Genomic DNA, 16,671 nt, shown 5'->3' with positions numbered 1-16,671 from the left:
TTGTTTCAAAAAGCATGGAAATATATTAATAAGCATGGAAAGTAATTTAAATAGTCTAGGGACTAAATTTGGGCGATTGACCGATATCGTCATTGATTCAATACCAGGTATTATAGGTGGTATTATTTTATTGATTATTGGTAAATATGTTATCGATTTGGTCAACCGGTTATTGCACAAGCGTTTTGAGAAGAGAAATGTTGATCCTTCAATACGCGCATTTATCTCAAGTATCGTAAGGATTGTGATGTGGGTAATGTTGATGTTGACGGTTGCTAGTCAGATTGGTATTCAGACGACCTCTTTTATAGCGGCATTGTCTGCCTTCGGTTTGGCTGTAGGTATGGCCCTTCAGGGGAGTCTAAGTAACTTTGCCGGTGGCGTGTTGATCCTGATGTTTAGACCTTTCGAAGTAGGGGATTACATCTCGAGTGCGAATGGTACAGCCGGAACTGTCGAGCGAATTGATATATTATATTCAACATTGATCGGTGACGATGGCGTACGTATCTTTAGTCCGAATGGTCCATTAGCTAATTCGGTGATCAAGAACTATACGAAAATCGTTCAACGGATGTTTGAATACACAGTGAGTATATCCTATGACAAAAATATAAAAGACGCAAAAGAGATCATTCTCCGAGTACTTCGGTCCAATGAAAATGTGCTGACAACACCCGAGCCGACGGTGTTTGTCAAAGAGCTGGGAAATAGCGCAATTGTATTGACCGTACGGGCATGGACCAAGCGGGAGAACTACTGGCCGGCACGTAATTCGATGCAGGAAAAAATTATGCTGGAATTAGAGCGGAACGATATGAGTGTGGCTCCGAATCCGACACAGATTAGCATTGTCCCCAATGCAAATGATCAGGGAAGTCCAGCGAAGGCAGAGGTTTAATCATCTGCCAGGGCACGGATAAGAATAAAGTACCGGTAGGCTAATATGGCCTGCTGGTACTTTTTTAGTTTAAGTGGATCCTTCTTCCCATATTTGGGCAGGATCGCTTTATTTAGCTTGTTCAGGAACTGAAAGAAATGTCGTTTCATGTATAGACCTCTGGATTGATAGTTTGTGGCATCTTTTCACCTTTGATTGCTGCCAATAAATTGCTTGCTGCCATTAGTGCCATATTGTCTCTGGTTTCCACAGTTGCGGATCCGATATGGGGTAGAATGCAGACATTTTCGAGATTTAGCAGTGGATTGTCCGCTGCCATGGGTTCAGGGTTTGTCACGTCGAGCCCCGCTCCCCATAACTCTCCCGTGCGTAATGCGTTGGCGAGGTCTTCCTCCTGCACTAATCCACCACGTGCCGTGTTGACCAGAATCGCCGAGTTTTTCATACGTTTAAATGTATCCCGATTAAACCTATTGGATGTCTCTGCCGTGAGTGCAGCGTGAATGGAAAGCACGTCACTTTGGGTTAGCAGATCATCAAAATTGACATATCTCGCTCCCAAGATCCGTTCGGCTTCCAAGTTCCGCCCACGGTTATAATAAATGATTTCCATATTATAGGCGGCCCTTGCTTTGCGGGCAAATTCAAGACCGATCCGTCCAAGCCCATAGATACCCAATGTTTTATTGTTGAGTTCGATACCCAGATGTGCTGTAGGGTCGAAACCTTTCCATTGGCCTTGCAAAATCTGCTTGTGGTTGAAGAAAGCTTTCCTGGAAACGGCCAACATCAATAGAAAAGCAACATCAGCTGTAGCACCAGAAAGCACTCCTGGTGTATTGCTCACAGGGATACTATATTTCGTTGCTGCAGGGATGTCAACGTTATCATAACCAACACTCATAAGGGATAACGCTTTAAGATTGGGGCAGTTTTGGAAAAACTCTTCGTCAAACTTTTGCATACCACCGTTCAGTATATAATCGACCTGTCGCCCAGCTTGGATAAGTTCGGTAGGAGATAGTGGGGTAGCAGAGTCATGTATTGCTACCTCATGTCCGGCAGCCGTTAATAGGTCAATACCTTTTTGTGGGATTCGTTTGGTGATAAATATCTTCATGTAAATGTTATGCTATCCTAGAGCCTGTTGTAAAATTAAATTATGAAAACCCAGTTTATTTGGGCTGTTAATCAAAGTTAATGGTTAACAGCTTGTGTAACAACAAAAAATTAACCCTTTTTATGACAACAAAAAAAGCTATATCGTTGTTTCGATATAGCTCCGATAATAAAATGTTGTTTTTTTCTTAACCATTGGTGTTTTGATTGATTCGTATTTTTTATTACGGTATCAATGTGCTCACTACACGCAGTCTATTTGTCTGAAAGAGCCTTCAGTAATTTTCATCGCTGTTGGTGCTTGTAAAGGCACGAAGGTCTTATTTTGTGTGAAGTAGATTGTCCAAAATGCTTTTCCCTATGTCATCGACAGAGATTGCGGTATTGGACAAGATGACTATGCCACTTTTTTTATCTGGGGACAAGGCGAGGTAGGAACTGCTTCCTGCTGTGCCACCATTGTGCCAATAAAAAGTAAGATCATCAAGTAGGTTCATGTGCCATGCCAATCCCAAGTCCGTATCAGGAGGGAGAAAGAAAGTAAATAATTTCGTGTTGGCCATCGCATTCTCTAGTGGGCTCTGTGGCATCTTAAACTGTGCATTTACAAATTTAAGCAGATCTTCCACGGTTGATTTTAATCCACCGGCAGCACTAAAAGTGTCAAAAGACCAAGGAGTTACTTCTTGCCCTTCTTTGTTGTATACTTTAAAAGTATCTTTTCTTTTAGGGTCTAATACCTGAAAGGTATTATTCATATCGAGTGGTTTGCAGATGATTTCACGAACAATCTGTTCATAAGGCTTTTTGTAGATACTACAGATGATATCACCTAATATGGCATAACCCAAATTGCTGTACTCGTATTCCTCGCCCGGTGTTTTTTTGTTTTTGAAACAGGATAAATAACTATAAAGTGCTTTTTTATCGTATCCTTTGTAAGGATCAGTTTCATTATATCCCTTTACTTTATCAAAATTGTCGGGAAGTCGTGGAAATCCCGAAGTATGGTTGGCTAACATTTGAAAAGTTATCTTCGCCAGGTCCGCATTCTTTTTCAGTGTATCTGGAAGGAATAATGATATAGGTTGGTCCAAGGTAATTGTTCCTTCCTCAACAAGATTAGATAATAGGATCGCTGTAAAGACTTTGCTGAGTGAACCAATTTCATAGGGCGAGGTTTTTGTCGGTAATGTTTGGTTACCTTTTGCGGTCTCGCCGTAAAAATAGGTTTTCGACTGCCCATTTTTAATAATACCTATCGCAAGCGACTGTGTTTTTTGTTGTTTTAAGTAAGAATTGGCAACAGAATCGATGAAAAAATCCTCTTTGTCGACAGCTTTTGAATGGACCGTCGTCTCAATAGGTTTCTCAGCAATATTTTTGTTCGCTGTAGGTTCGTTCAGCTGACTAAAGTGTAGGGTGTTAAACTTGAGTGTCGAATCTGTCGCAAACAACACTTCATAAGCCTGATTATCAAAATCCAGACGATAGGTTGCTGTACCTTTTTCGAAATTAGTGATATCCGAACTTTTGATCCTTCCCAAAGGGTAGATCTGCCGCAGCATCTGTGTAAACTTTGGAAGACTATATTGTTGTTTATAGGAATCGCTCGCTAGATTATAGGCAGAGTCTGTCATCTGGGAATTGATGAAAAACTCCAATCGATTGTAAACTCCTTTGTTGATCTGTTCAGCTTGATTTGTCTGAGCAAAGGAGTAAGATGTGATGCCCAACAATATTGCTGTAAAAAAATGTTTCATAACCATTGTTAGGCACAAATCTACGGAATGTTTAAATTCCAATCAATTGTTTTAATCGGGCATAGCCTGATTTACTGATATTGAGCTTCTCACCAGAGATCAGCGCAGCAATATAAGAGTCCTTTTCATAGGGCTCCAATTTGGCCAATTGATCGACTTTGATGATAAACGAACGATGGATGCGTACAAACTGATTTGGATCTAGGGATTTTTCAAAAAATGCCATGGTCTTATTTTTGAGGTACATGCCATCTTTGGTATGGATTTTTACGTAGTCATCATAAGACTCCAGGTATTTGACTGTATCTATAGGGATTATTTTGATTTGTGTACCTGTTTTGACAACGATACGGTCGATCTTCGTTTCGTCTTGTGCCGCGAGGACCTCATAGTTAGGTTGGACTTTCTTTTCGGGTGCAGAATAGCTGGATCTAAACTTTTCCAATGCTTTTTTGAAACGTGTCGGGGAGACCGGTTTTAGCAGATAATCCAGTGCATTTTTTTCAAAGGCCTTTAACGCATATTCGTCAAACGCTGTGGTGAAAATAATGGCAGGAGGGTTGTCCACCAGCTCGAGCATTTCAAAACCAGTCAATTTAGGCATTTGGACATCCAAAAAAACCAGATCAGGTTCATGTATCTGGATCGCTTTAACGCCTTCAAAACCATCTCCACACTCAGCCATAATGGTTACATCAGCTTCATTTTTTAAATAGCCCGCAATAATGGAGCGTGCTAAGGGTTCATCATCAATGATAACGACTTTAATCATATTGAGGTATTTTTAGGGTGCTAGTAAATATATTGTCCTGAATCTGTGTTTCCATAAGATCATTTCTTCCATATAAAAGATATAATCTGCGTTGAATACTGGAAAGCCCAAATCCGGTACCTTTTTTAGGACTCGATTGCTCCTCGACATCAAATGGATTGGTAATTTGAATCAGAAGCTGTCCCTCATTTGAGGTGCATTTAATTTGTATTTCGACTTGGTCGGTTATATTGTACAATCCATGCTTAATGGCATTCTCTACCAGAGGCTGGATGATCATTGCTGGCAATTTATTACTAAATATTTCCTCCGAGGAGGAGATGGAAGTATTCAGACGATGACCAAAGCGTACCTTTTCAATATCAAGATAAAGTTGTAGATGGTCCAGTTCTTCTTCCAGTGTGATAATCTGATTGTTCTCCTTTCTCATCGTGCCCCGTAAAAAATCAGATAGTTGAAATGTCATATTACGTGCTTCATCCGGATTCGCGCCAATTAGAGCGATGATCGAATTTAAGCTGTTAAATAAAAAGTGTGGTTGCAGCTGCTGCCGCAAATTATAGAGTTCTGCCTCGCGAAGCAGATTTTCGGACTCTTGTTTCCGTTTGATGTTATTGATATTATCTTCCTGGATATTCCAGACAATATTGATAATAGCAACAGAAGTGAGGATAAGGAAGTTAACGATACCACGAAATGGGAGTGTTAAATCCAGTAGCGCGATAAAGTTGGGCTGAATAAAATAGCTCATTAGAAAACGGCTCAACCCTGTACTGATGGCGGCCATAATCAAGCCTATGATCAGCACCTTCCATATCTCGCGGGGTTGTGGTGTGTAGAAGTTTAACGCAGAGGACATGCCATAGCAGCAAAACATCATCACAGCACTATTGATCAATGAATCTTTAAATGCCAGTTCGGAATCAAATCCTGAACGTAGCATCAGTAAATATTGTAATGCAAGATATCCGATAAATACGGATATACAAATAATGCCTATTAATCGACTTTTAACACTGAGGGACAGTTTGTTTTTCATCTATTAAGCATTTTTTATCGTTAAATTGCCCAATATACATGTACCAGTGATATAGATCTTTTTGTCGGTGTCAGGGTTGTATATCGTCTGAAATCTTCGGTCATCGACAGATCCTAAAATGGATGCCACATTGCTGAATACTGTCCAATGTGGTGGGATGATAATACGTGCGCTGCCAAATAACTGAAATGTATCGATGACAATAGGCTGTTGGATATCTGCCTTTGTTAAATCCAATTCAATACTTCCGAAGACGTTGGTCAAATTTCCACCTCTAAATTGCTTGGAATAAATGACTTTCTTTTGGCCTGCAAAAATCGTATTCAGATTAAGGCTGTCCTCAAAAGACTGATGAAATGAACTATTCTCTTTGTTGCCAAAAGCCTGCGCGTTAGGCGAGGCTTGTTGGCTTGATCCGTATTGTTCGTTAAAAGGTTTCGCCTCGGCATCGGGTGCTGTGGCGTCCGCCGGAGTATCTGTAGGACTATTGACACGCTTATCCCAATCGTAAGGATTCTGTGGCGGATTAGGGTAAGCAGGCGGAACCATCGGCGGTTTCCGCTTACTCATGATAAAATAAATCCCAAGCGAAATGATGATAATAGGGACGGTTACTGATCCAAAGTCCGTACGCATCATTCGGGAAATCAGGCTGGCACCACCGATAATCAATAAGATGATTGCCGATTTTTTCTGAAATTGAGAGTTTACGCCGATCACTAAACCAATAATGATCAATATTGTCGGCCAGCTAAATAACCAGTCCGGAAACCAGTCTCCTAAATTCAGGTTATTCAATAATAAGAATATACCTACGATGATGACAATGGCCCCCACGATATTGCGGCTGTTATTGCTGTTTGGTATGATAGGTTCTTTTTCCATAATGTTTTTACTATTTATGACTCAAAGATAGAGGCACAAATAAACTATACATATTCGCTTTAGGTAATACAACTTATATTTTCGGTAAATGTACTGATTTCGTCGGTAAAAAATCTTGTTGTTTAATTTTTATCGGCTATCGATGGAATGAATATGCCATTTTTACGGTTTATTGTCTTTTTTTTTAATATTATTTGGTGTATTAAAATGAATTATTATATATTTATCAAAGATTAAGATTACTTTAAACTTAAATAACAACCAATGGGAGATTTTGAAAACAAAGAGCGTGAAGAGGTTTTTTCAAAAAAGGTGAGAGCAGGTAAGCGAACTTATTTTTTTGATGTAAAAGCAACTCGATCGAACGATTACTACATTACTATCACAGAAAGCAAGAAGCGCTTTGAGGATGGCCAGTTTATTAAGCATAAGATTTTCTTATACAAAGAAGATTTTGAGAAGTTTGCGGAGGGTTTGACAGATGTTGTAAATTACATTAAGTCTAACCAGGAAGTAATCGAAAAACGTTACGAGCCTAACTTTGACGATGCGTACGCTGAAGAAGCCGATAGTCGTTCAAAAGATGATTTTTCGTTCTAACGTACCCAGGATGAAATCTCAATGAAAAAAGAAATAAAGCCACTCGCGTGGCTTTTTTTATATTCGGACTTTCCTTAGTTCTTATTTTTATGATCGCTTTACTGTAACGACGTCTTTATATACTGGCTAAAAACTCATTTAATACCCTATTGAACTTTTCGGGTTCTTCAAGATTTGGCAGATGCCCCGATTCTTCAAACTCCATAAATCTAACATCAGGGATATTTTCGATAAGAATGCTCGTCTGCTCTTCGCTCATCAATTTATCGTGTTTACCTTTAATGACCAATGTAGGGATAATAATCGTTTTCAAGGAATGTGTAGTATCTGTACGGGAAGCCAAGGCAAGTTGTGTTGCGCATATACTGGAAAGCTCATTTCTGCGGATACAGCTTTTGATGAGTTCGACGGCCTCAGGGTTTTCCCGGATTGTTTTTTCATAAAACACATTTTCCGTAAAACCGATGGCAAATGGTCTTCGACCATATTTAAGTAACGCTTGTATGGAATCAAATCGCTTTTGTTTGCCTTTATTGTCATCAGCAAGGGAGTTGGTGTCACATAAAATCAATCCGGCGAGCTGCTGACCAATCAGTTCATAGGTACGCAGGGCGATATAGCCACCCATGGAGATGCCGCAGAGTACAACATGATTGAGATCCAATTTCCGGATAAATTCAACAAGATCCTTTGCAAACACATCGACAGAAAAGAAACCATGTCCATTTGTACTGAGTCCATGCCCTCTGACATCCAGGGCAATCCCAGTATATTCCTCGTCAAGATCTAACAATTGTTGTTTCCAGGTGTTCTTATTGAAAGGAAACCCATGAATAAATAACGCGGTTTTAGGGGCAGGGTATCTGGTACTGGGACGGATATAATAGGAGATGCTGATATCTCCAATGCGGATTTTGCTGAGTTTTAATTCTCTTTTGCTCATGAATAATAACATTTGTCAGTGTCTGAAAAAAAAAGTTGATATTTTAAATATAATATTATCAACGAGATAAACGAAATGTTGTTTCATAAAGTTAAAAAAAGAGAAAAAATGTTTGTTAAATCGATAAATATAACGATATTTGCATCACCAAAACGGAAAAGGATACGGATTTGTTTTGGTTGCCCAGCGCACCTAGCTCAATTGGATAGAGCATCTGACTACGAATCAGAAGGTTAGGGGTTCGACTCCCTTGGCGCGCACAATATACAGTCCCTGTATTATTAAAAAGAGGCATTCCTAGCTCAATTGGATAGAGCGTCTGACTACGGATCAGAAGGTTAGGGGTTCGACTCCCTTGGAGTGCACAAAAAGCCAATCTCGAAGATTGGCTTTTTTTATGAAAGAAGGTGAAGTAAGCGTAGAGTGTTGAGGGGGATGGAAACTTCTTTTTGAAAAAAAGTTTGTAAAAAAATGAATTCTGACTATATTTGCGTCACCAAAACAAATGGGACAGAGTTCTAAACGTAATGGTTTACTGCGCTCCTAGCTCAATTGGATAGAGCATCTGACTACGGATCAGAAGGTTAGGGGTTCGACTCCCTTGGAGCGCACGACTGAAAAGCCTAGTCATCATCTGTGATTAGGCTTTTATTTTTTAACTCGTTTTAATTTCTTAAATAAAACTATGCTAAACCTTGTAATATTTGGCCCTCCGGGTGCAGGTAAGGGAACTCAATCTGCAAAGCTTATTGAAAAATATCAATTGATTCATATTTCAACTGGTGATATTTTTAGAGCACATATTAAAGGTCAAACGCCACTTGGTCAACAAGTAAGCCAGATTATTGCTGAGGGAAATTTAGTGCCAGATTCGATTACGATAGCAATGCTGGAAGAGGAAGTGAAAAAGAATCCTGAAGCAAAAGGATTTATTTTTGACGGATTTCCGCGTACCGTTGCCCAAGCTGAGGCATTGGATGCTTTTTTGGAAGGTATCAACACGTCAATCTCAGTTGTAATCGCACTAGATGTAAATGAAGACGAACTGAAAGCGCGTATCGCTAAACGTAGAGAGATCTCTGGCCGTTCAGATGACGATGCTGATAAATTGGTAAAACGCATTGATGAGTATTTTACAAAAACAATTCATGTGTTACCTTATTATGAAGCGCAAGGTAAATTATCCAAGGTAGATGGGATCGGTGATATCGATACAATCTTTAAAAACCTAACGGATATTATCGATAATTATTAATTGAAATAAATACTTTTTTAGACTGTAATACATTGTAAATGGCGCAAGGATCGAATTTTGTTGATTATGTGAAAGTGTGTTGTCGTTCGGGACATGGTGGGGCAGGTTCGGCTCATTTGCATCGTGACAAGCACACAGCTACAGGAGGACCTGATGGTGGTGATGGCGGTCGTGGAGGACATATTATCCTGAAAGGAACGACTAATATTTGGACATTACTTCATTTGAAGTACCGTAAGCATATTATCGCTTCCAATGGTGAGTCAGGTGGTAGTTCGCTACGGACAGGTGCCACTGGTCATGATGAAATATTGGAGGTGCCACTGGGTACCATTGCCAAGGACGCAGAGACTGGAGAGGTGTTGTTTGATATTACCGAAGATGGTGAGACCAAGATCCTGGTTCCAGGAGGAAAGGGTGGTTTAGGTAACTGGCATTTTAAGTCGCCTACGAAACAAACCCCTCGATTTTCGCAACCAGGGATGCCAGGCAAAGAGCAATGGATGATTCTCGAGCTTAAGGTACTAGCAGACGTTGGTCTGGTAGGTTTTCCGAATGCAGGTAAATCAACCTTGTTGTCCGTAGTCTCAGCCGCAAAACCCGAAATTGCCAATTATCCATTTACCACATTGGTGCCTAATCTCGGTATGGTGAGTTATCGCGATAACCGCTCGTTTGTGATGGCCGATATTCCGGGGATCATTGAGGGGGCTTCGGAAGGGAAGGGACTTGGTTATCGCTTCTTAAGACACATTGAACGCAATTCAGTATTGTTATTTATGGTGCCTGCTGATACAGACCGCACCATAGCAGAAGAGTATGGTATTTTACTGAATGAATTGACAGCATATAATCCCGAATTAGCAGATAAACCCAAGTTATTGGCGATTACAAAGTCTGATATGCTTGATGATGAACTTGAGAAGGAAATGGAACAGCAGCTTCCTGAGGGGCTTCCGCATATTTTCATCTCATCCGTCAGTGGTAAAAATATTCTGCCATTGAAAGATATGATCTGGAAAGCAATAAACTCTTAATAGCTAGCAAAATATATAAAAACGCTTCATTTATGAAGCGTTTTTTTTATATCACTTTTTGATATTATTTTTCTACTTAAGTCAGCCCTATTGAACTTTTCGCCCTACCTCAGGTATTCTGTTGTAACCCGGTTGCAAAGCATGTGGATGGAAGCTGAGTTTGGAAAAGTGTGCAGTGGTGATTGTAATTACTTGCCATGAAGTGATAGGCAGTTTATTTCGGTATTTGTTTGAAATTTTGTGATGGCTTTTTTACGTTGATTGCGAGATAGCAATAAAAAATAGCTGTGTTTTGAGTTTTTTTGCTAATTTCATTGACAAATTAATCTAAAATGAAAACAGAAGACGAAAAATATTGCGTGGAATGTGGTCAGGTAATTAATGTCAAAGCTGAGGTCTGTCCTCTTTGCGGCGCGAAACAGCCTATATTCTACGCGAACCAACCTTTCCAACAGAGTCGTAGCATTCAGGATGATCGCTGGCTGCCTGCTTTATTATTTTGTTTGTTTCTTGGCCCCTTCGGTGGACATCGTTTCTATTTGGGACAGATCGGAACAGCGGTTCTCCAGTTGGTTACTTTAGGCGGCTGTGGAATCTGGTCGCTTATAGATCTGATCATGATCATTGTTGGGAAATACAAGGATAAAGATGGTCAATACATCAAAAGTCCGGTAAACAATAATTAATGGCTTGGCTTGTGCTGAAATACCTGCGAGTGCACTGGATTTACACCATTGTTATAGGGTATTTTGGCACTGCTCTCGCATTATACATGCTGTCGGATATTCATATCCTCATTCCTTGTCTCTGGAAGGCAATTACTGGATATGAATGTCCCGGTTGCGGACTGACGACCGCATTTATGGCGCTGCTGCGAATGCAATGGGCCTATGCCTGGTCTGCAAATCCGATGATTTATGTCCTCGTTCCGGCATTCATCTTTTTAATTTTAAGAGACTTTTATCGATTTATACATAGACAAGCAGTTTCCATGTAAAATAATTGAAAAATGTTTTTCACTTTTAACTGATATGTCGTAACTTTGTCTCCCGTGAAAATTAAAGTAGAGTCTTTATTGGTAGGTGCCTTAGGAAACGGTTTGTCAATCGTGGTAATGCATTGTTAATTAATATTTTAGCCCATTTGAGGGCTTTTTTTATATCCAATAAGGAAGGCTTTAGGATTCAGAACAGAAGAGATACACATTTTATAATATTACATCGATAATGACCAACTACAGCAAATTGCCTGCAATTTTAGTTTTAGAAGATGGTACAGTTTATCACGGTAAAGCCGCTGGTAAAATTGGTACGACTACTGGTGAAATCTGTTTCAATACAGGAACAACCGGTTATCAAGAGATTTTTACAGATCCATCTTATTTTGGACAAATCATGGTCACAACCAATGCACATATTGGTAACTATGGTATTGATGAGGATGACACCGAATCAAATCAAATTCAGATTGCGGGCTTGGTTTGTAAAAACTACAACATCAACTATAGCCGTAAAATGGCTGATGAGTCTATTCAAAGCTATTTTGAAGAAGGAAATTTGGTGGGTATTTCCGATGTGGATACACGTTCATTGGTAAGACATATCCGTGATAAAGGAGCCATGAATGCAATCATTTCTTCGGAAACGCTAGACGTTGAAGGGTTAAAGAGCCAGTTGGCAAAAGTTCCTTCGATGGATGGTCTTGAATTGTCTTCTAAGGTAACAACTACTGAGCCTTATTTCTTTGGAAATGAAAATGCATCTTTACGTGTTGCAGTATTGGATTTGGGTATCAAGAAAAATATCCTGCGCAACTTTGAGGCCCGTGACGTTTATACAAAGGTTTTCCCGGCTAAGACAACATTTGAGGAAATGGAAAAATGGAATCCTGATGGTTACTTTATTTCTAATGGCCCCGGTGATCCTGCACCAATGGATTACGCTATCGAAACCGTAAAATCTATTTTGAATGCAAACAAGCCAATGTTTGGGATCTGTTTAGGTCACCAGATTTTAGCGCTAGCTAATGGCATCCGCACAAGCAAATTGCATAACGGACACCGTGGTATCAATCACCCAGTCAAAAATATTATCGCTAACCGTTGTGAAATTACTTCACAAAACCATGGTTTTGGTGTTGTAGCTGAAGATATCCAAAATTCGGAAAATGTTGAGATAACGCACGTCAATTTGAACGACCAATCTATCGAAGGGATCCGTATCAAAGGGCAAAAAGCGTTCTCAGTTCAATATCACCCTGAATCATCCCCAGGTCCACACGATTCACGTTACCTGTTTGATGATTTCGTTGCAATGATCAAAAACTAAGCAAACATAGCATAGCATAAAAAACCCTCCCTATCGTGGAGGGTTTTTTATGCTATTTGCAGAACCAATTATTCAGATTGGTCATATTTTATTCACAATAAATGACGGATTAAATACATTTTTTGTTATATTTGGTTGTGAAAAATGTCTGTAGATAAGAGTGTGTCTTATTTACACTAAGTAATGAAAATAAATTATAGTCTAATAAAGAGATGAGTTTAATTATCGATGTTCATGCGCGTCAAATTTTGGATTCGCGCGGTAACCCTACAATCGAAGTAGATGTTACTACACAAAATGGTTTTGTTGGTCGTGCAGCTGTTCCTTCAGGTGCTTCAACAGGTGTTCACGAAGCAGTAGAATTGCGCGATGGCGACAAGTCAAAATACTTAGGTAAAGGTGTTTTGAAAGCTGTTGAAAATGTAAATACCAAAATAGCGAAAGCTTTGGAAGGCGTAGATGTTTTCGAGCAAAATGCCATCGATAAAATCATGATTGATTTAGACGGTAGTGAAAATAAAGGTAATTTAGGTGCAAACGCTATCCTTGGTGTTTCTTTGGCGGTAGCAAAAGCAGCTGCACAAGAGTCACGTCAACCTTTATACCGTTATATTGGCGGTGTTAATGCGAATACGTTGCCTATTCCAATGATGAACATCATCAACGGTGGATCTCACTCCGATGCGCCTATCGCATTCCAAGAGTTTATGATCATGCCTGTAGGTGCTCCTTCTTTTTCTGAAGCATTACGTTGGGGAACAGAAGTATTCCATACATTGAAAAAAATCTTACACGATAGAGGTCTTTCTACTGCAGTAGGTGATGAAGGTGGATTTGCACCAACATTTGAGGGAACTGAAGATGCAATCGAGACCGTATTGAAAGCAATTGAAATCGCAGGTTACAAACCAGGTCAAGACATCTGTTTAGCATTGGATTGTGCTTCTTCTGAATTCTACAAAGATGGCAAATATGATTATGCTAAATTTGAAGGTGATAAAGGTGCAGTACGTTCTAGCGAAGAACAAGCAAGCTATTTAGCTGAATTAACAGCGAAATACCCTATTATCTCTATCGAAGATGGTATGGCTGAAGATGACTGGGCTGGCTGGAAAACATTGACTGACAAAATTGGCGATCACGTTCAATTGGTAGGTGATGATCTTTTCGTAACAAATACAAAACGTCTTCAACAAGGTATCGATACCCATACTGCAAACTCTATTTTGGTCAAAGTAAACCAAATCGGTTCATTGACTGAAACAATCAATGCAGTGACTTTAGCGCAAAATTCTGGTTACACTTCAGTAATGTCTCACCGTTCAGGTGAAACAGAAGATGCGACGATCGCTGACTTGGCGGTTGCGTTGAACTGTGGTCAAATCAAAACAGGTTCGGCTTCTCGTTCTGACCGTATGGCTAAATACAATCAGTTGTTGCGTATCGAAGAAGAATTGGGTGGTAATGCTCGCTTCATCGGTAAAAACTTTAAATATGCAAAAAAATAGGTTTACCCTATTATGCTAAAAAAATAAGGCCTAATCTGTAGATTGGGCCTTATTTTTTTAGCATAGTTTTATCCTGGAAAGAGCATAAGAATTACAGTTTAACGGATTGTATCCCTTCTACTTCGATCATGATCATGATTGTATTTATATATTCTGTTCCATTTCATGAGTACCTCATTTTTGAACCATAGCTGATACTCTTCATTATATGCATTTTCATAGGTTATCAATTCCATTATCGAGTTATCATTCAGGCGGTCTGCACCAGCGATTCTATATTGCTTCCCCATGGTATTGATCACTTCTTCTTTACTCATGCCTAGTTGTATCTTTTTCATGTTTGAATCGGTTTTCATTATGGCCTGCTGGACACTACACGAGAAGAAGACCACGAGGATAAATGAAAATGCCATAAATATTTTTGTCATAGATTTATATGAATTAAAATAAGGTATTGCCTGTTGCTTTATTTGGATATTTAAGATTCAAATCAAATGTTTCATTCACTTTTTTAATAAAGTGGGTTGCTAGTAAGGGGGATTCAATTTCAACATTCTGATGGATGAAAAAATACAGTTTCTGTAATCCATTATCCCGCCAGAGTTTTAATACTTCTATCCAATTATCCAGACGCGCATAATCCGATGCATGGTTGGCACCGACATAACGGATGAAGGCGACAGGCGTAGTCAGACGCATGTGCAACATATCCCTTCTGCCAGCTGTATCCACCAATACATTGGTCACACCGGTTTGCTCCAATAAGGTGTAGAGCTCATTCGTTAATTCGGCTTTTGAGAACCAGTCCTTATTTCGTACTTCCAATGCTAAGGGAACATCTTTCGGCCAGTCGTGCAAAAATAATTTTAACCGCGCCATATCCTTTGGACTGTAGTTGTCATGCATCTGCAGAAAGACCATCCCTAATTTTTCATCAAATCGAACCACAGCATCTGTAAACAACTTGACTTTATCCGTTGCGTTAAGCAACCGGCTAAAATGACTGATAGACTGAGGAACTTTTGGGAAGAATTTAAAATCTGCCGGAGTTTTCTTTTTCCAGGTTTCTACCTGCTCCAAGCTGGGTGAATTATAGAACGTGGCATTCAGTTCGATGCTGTTAAACTGATTGGCATAGTAAACAAGCTCGTCCTTTGTACCTCTGGGATAAAACCCCTTTAAATCCTGTTTGTTCCATTTTGCACAGCCGACATATACTTCAAAAGGTTCTTTATTTTTGAAATGTTTTAAAAGGGCTAAAGTCTCTTTTGGAGTAGCTGGTAGGGTGAAATCTACCTCTTCTGGATGATCTACTTGGCCAAATTTCATATTAGTTTTTTCTTAGTTTATGATCAAATAATAAGTGTGCGAGCAATGCCAATAGGGTGTATGTTGTTCCAACTGCAATAACCCCCGGCCATTGGAAATGCTGCCATGCTTGTGCCGCAAAAAAGGTGCCTGTTGAACCACCGATAAAATAGCTGACCATATAAACGGTGTTCAGACGATTGTTCGCGCCAAGATTGAGCGCATAGAAATCACTCTGATTTAGGATGTGCATCGACTGTAATCCAAGGTCAATGAGGATCACCCCAATGATTAGTCCCCAGTAATAATTTCCGAATAGCGCAAAAAGCAGCCAGCTAAAGACCATCAATAATATCGCGTAGCGGATAATTTTCGCGGTACCCATGTATACGGTCATCCGGTTGACAAAAGCAGCTGCAAGGGCACCGCAGGCGCCCACAAGGCCAAATGCGCCGGCGGTAGCTGGGCCTTCAAAAAATGGTGGGCCTTCGATATGGAAAACGAGGGTTGTAAAAAATGCTGAAAACGCCCCAAATCCCATCGCACCACGAAATGACGCCAATTGTAGGACAGGTTGTTTCTTGGCGAAGTTCCACACCGAAAGCATCAATTCTTTATAAGTACCCTTAAAATTAGGGCTAACTTCGGGTAATTTGATGGCGATAGCCATTGCTGTGATGAGCATGATCACCGTAGCGATCCAATACATTTCGCGCCAGCCAAAGTAGGAACCGACAAATCCGCTGACCACGCGTGATAATAGGATACCGATCAATAATCCTGACATGACCATACCTATTGCAGCTGCCTGTTTCCCTTTCGGGGCAAGCTCCGCAGCCATGGGTACAAAAACTTGTGGTATCACGGAGGTAAAGCCGATCAAAAAACTAAAGATGAGGATGGCTGTGATAGACTGGGAAAGTGCCATTCCGGCCAAAGAGAGAATAATGAATATAAAATCAATTAAGATCATTTTCTTTCTTTTAAACATATCACCCAGGGGAACAATCAATAAAAGCCCACAGGCATAACCAATTTGTGTTAACATGGCCGAATTGCTCACTGTGGCTTCGCTAACACCCAGGTCTTTAGCAATCAGCCCCAATAATGGCTGATTATAATAATTATTGGCGACAACCAGACCTGTGGCAATGGTCATCAGCCATAAGGTGGCTTGGGATAATTCTGTTTTGGAATCAGTTGTATACGTCATC

General features: G+C 40.0%; 18 protein-coding genes and 3 tRNA genes. 11 read left to right on the top strand and 10 right to left on the bottom strand.

What is annotated here, in order from left to right:
- The first annotated feature begins 34 nt into the window (after positions 1 to 34).
- On the top strand, positions 35 to 901 hold the full coding sequence (locus ABFX33_RS04900; protein WP_346084594.1) for a mechanosensitive ion channel family protein: 867 nt from the start codon (positions 35 to 37) through the stop codon (positions 899 to 901).
- Here the strand turns inward: ABFX33_RS04900 and ABFX33_RS04895 are convergent.
- The 6 genes from ABFX33_RS04895 to ABFX33_RS04870 form a co-directional block, all read right to left on the bottom strand.
- Positions 898 to 1,050: a hypothetical protein gene (locus ABFX33_RS04895; protein WP_346084592.1), complete on the bottom strand. Its 153-nt coding sequence runs from the start codon at positions 1,048 to 1,050 to the stop codon at positions 898 to 900. The two genes, ABFX33_RS04900 and ABFX33_RS04895, sit on opposite strands and share 4 nt — an antisense overlap.
- A complete protein-coding gene (locus ABFX33_RS04890) occupies positions 1,047 to 2,021 on the bottom strand; it encodes a 2-hydroxyacid dehydrogenase (protein WP_257089105.1) in 975 nt (324 codons plus the stop codon). Before ABFX33_RS04890 ends, ABFX33_RS04895 begins: the two co-directional genes overlap by 4 nt.
- A gap of 319 nt (positions 2,022 to 2,340) precedes the next feature.
- Positions 2,341 to 3,783 (bottom strand): serine hydrolase domain-containing protein, encoded by a 1,443-nt coding sequence (locus tag ABFX33_RS04885; protein WP_346084591.1) that lies wholly within the window; start codon positions 3,781 to 3,783, stop codon positions 2,341 to 2,343.
- A 31-nt stretch (positions 3,784 to 3,814) separates the two neighbouring features.
- Positions 3,815 to 4,555, bottom strand: coding sequence for a LytR/AlgR family response regulator transcription factor (locus ABFX33_RS04880; protein ID WP_346084590.1), 741 nt, complete (start codon positions 4,553 to 4,555; stop codon positions 3,815 to 3,817).
- Positions 4,548 to 5,594, bottom strand: coding sequence for a sensor histidine kinase (locus ABFX33_RS04875; RefSeq protein WP_346084589.1), 1,047 nt, complete (start codon positions 5,592 to 5,594; stop codon positions 4,548 to 4,550). Before ABFX33_RS04875 ends, ABFX33_RS04880 begins: the two co-directional genes overlap by 8 nt.
- A gap of 3 nt (positions 5,595 to 5,597) precedes the next feature.
- Positions 5,598 to 6,479 (bottom strand): LiaF transmembrane domain-containing protein, encoded by an 882-nt coding sequence (locus ABFX33_RS04870; protein WP_346084587.1) that lies wholly within the window; start codon positions 6,477 to 6,479, stop codon positions 5,598 to 5,600.
- Positions 6,480 to 6,743: 264 nt separating this feature from the next.
- Here ABFX33_RS04870 and ABFX33_RS04865 point away from each other — a divergent pair, with 264 nt between their 5' ends.
- On the top strand, positions 6,744 to 7,079 hold the full coding sequence (locus ABFX33_RS04865; protein WP_104382695.1) for a DUF3276 family protein: 336 nt from the start codon (positions 6,744 to 6,746) through the stop codon (positions 7,077 to 7,079).
- 115 nt (positions 7,080 to 7,194) lie between these two features.
- Here the strand turns inward: ABFX33_RS04865 and ABFX33_RS04860 are convergent, their stop codons facing one another.
- A complete protein-coding gene (locus ABFX33_RS04860) occupies positions 7,195 to 8,022 on the bottom strand; it encodes an alpha/beta fold hydrolase (RefSeq protein ID WP_346084586.1) in 828 nt (275 codons plus the stop codon).
- Positions 8,023 to 8,208: 186 nt separating this feature from the next.
- Between ABFX33_RS04860 and ABFX33_RS04855 the strand changes: the two genes are divergently transcribed.
- The 9 genes from ABFX33_RS04855 (at position 8,209) to eno (ending at position 14,149) form a co-directional block, all read left to right on the top strand.
- Positions 8,209 to 8,282: transfer RNA gene (locus tag ABFX33_RS04855), tRNA-Arg, on the top strand.
- Between the two features lie 31 nt (positions 8,283 to 8,313).
- Positions 8,314 to 8,387: transfer RNA gene (locus ABFX33_RS04850), tRNA-Arg, on the top strand.
- A 172-nt stretch (positions 8,388 to 8,559) separates the two neighbouring features.
- A tRNA-Arg gene (locus ABFX33_RS04845) sits at positions 8,560 to 8,633 on the top strand.
- Positions 8,634 to 8,707: 74 nt separating this feature from the next.
- Positions 8,708 to 9,277 (top strand): adenylate kinase, encoded by a 570-nt coding sequence (locus tag ABFX33_RS04840; protein WP_223578602.1) that lies wholly within the window; start codon positions 8,708 to 8,710, stop codon positions 9,275 to 9,277.
- Positions 9,278 to 9,315: 38 nt separating this feature from the next.
- Positions 9,316 to 10,314 (top strand): GTPase ObgE, encoded by a 999-nt coding sequence (obgE, locus tag ABFX33_RS04835; protein ID WP_120258454.1) that lies wholly within the window; start codon positions 9,316 to 9,318, stop codon positions 10,312 to 10,314.
- Positions 10,315 to 10,646: 332 nt separating this feature from the next.
- A complete protein-coding gene (locus tag ABFX33_RS04830; protein WP_257089117.1) occupies positions 10,647 to 11,000 on the top strand; it encodes a TM2 domain-containing protein in 354 nt (117 codons plus the stop codon).
- Between the two features lie 29 nt (positions 11,001 to 11,029).
- Positions 11,030 to 11,311: a DUF2752 domain-containing protein gene (locus tag ABFX33_RS04825; protein WP_346084583.1), complete on the top strand. Its 282-nt coding sequence runs from the start codon at positions 11,030 to 11,032 to the stop codon at positions 11,309 to 11,311.
- A 229-nt stretch (positions 11,312 to 11,540) separates the two neighbouring features.
- The gene (carA, locus tag ABFX33_RS04820; RefSeq protein WP_257089121.1) at positions 11,541 to 12,641 is read left to right on the top strand and encodes a glutamine-hydrolyzing carbamoyl-phosphate synthase small subunit; all 1,101 of its coding nucleotides are present in this window, start codon (positions 11,541 to 11,543) and stop codon (positions 12,639 to 12,641) included.
- A 212-nt stretch (positions 12,642 to 12,853) separates the two neighbouring features.
- Complete coding sequence (gene eno / locus ABFX33_RS04815) at positions 12,854 to 14,149, top strand: phosphopyruvate hydratase (protein WP_077435516.1); 1,296 nt, start codon at positions 12,854 to 12,856, stop codon at positions 14,147 to 14,149.
- Positions 14,150 to 14,247: 98 nt separating this feature from the next.
- Here eno and ABFX33_RS04810 read toward each other — a convergent pair whose 3' ends face one another.
- The 3 genes from ABFX33_RS04810 to ABFX33_RS04800 form a co-directional block, all read right to left on the bottom strand.
- Positions 14,248 to 14,487 carry a hypothetical protein gene (locus ABFX33_RS04810; protein WP_147420354.1) on the bottom strand — a complete coding sequence of 80 codons (240 nt, stop codon included), beginning with the start codon at positions 14,485 to 14,487 and terminating at the stop codon, positions 14,248 to 14,250.
- A 103-nt stretch (positions 14,488 to 14,590) separates the two neighbouring features.
- Positions 14,591 to 15,478, bottom strand: coding sequence for a DUF72 domain-containing protein (locus tag ABFX33_RS04805; protein ID WP_346084581.1), 888 nt, complete (start codon positions 15,476 to 15,478; stop codon positions 14,591 to 14,593).
- Between the two features lies 1 nt (position 15,479).
- On the bottom strand, positions 15,480 to 16,670 hold the full coding sequence (locus ABFX33_RS04800; RefSeq protein ID WP_346084580.1) for an MFS transporter: 1,191 nt from the start codon (positions 16,668 to 16,670) through the stop codon (positions 15,480 to 15,482).
- Between the last annotated feature and the right edge of the window lies 1 nt (position 16,671).

Source organism: Sphingobacterium ginsenosidimutans, from assembly GCF_039536865.1.
GTDB lineage: Bacteria > Bacteroidota > Bacteroidia > Sphingobacteriales > Sphingobacteriaceae > Sphingobacterium > Sphingobacterium detergens.
The sequence above is the reverse complement of the archived record's forward strand: the minus strand, read 5'-3'. Positions and strand labels throughout refer to the sequence as shown.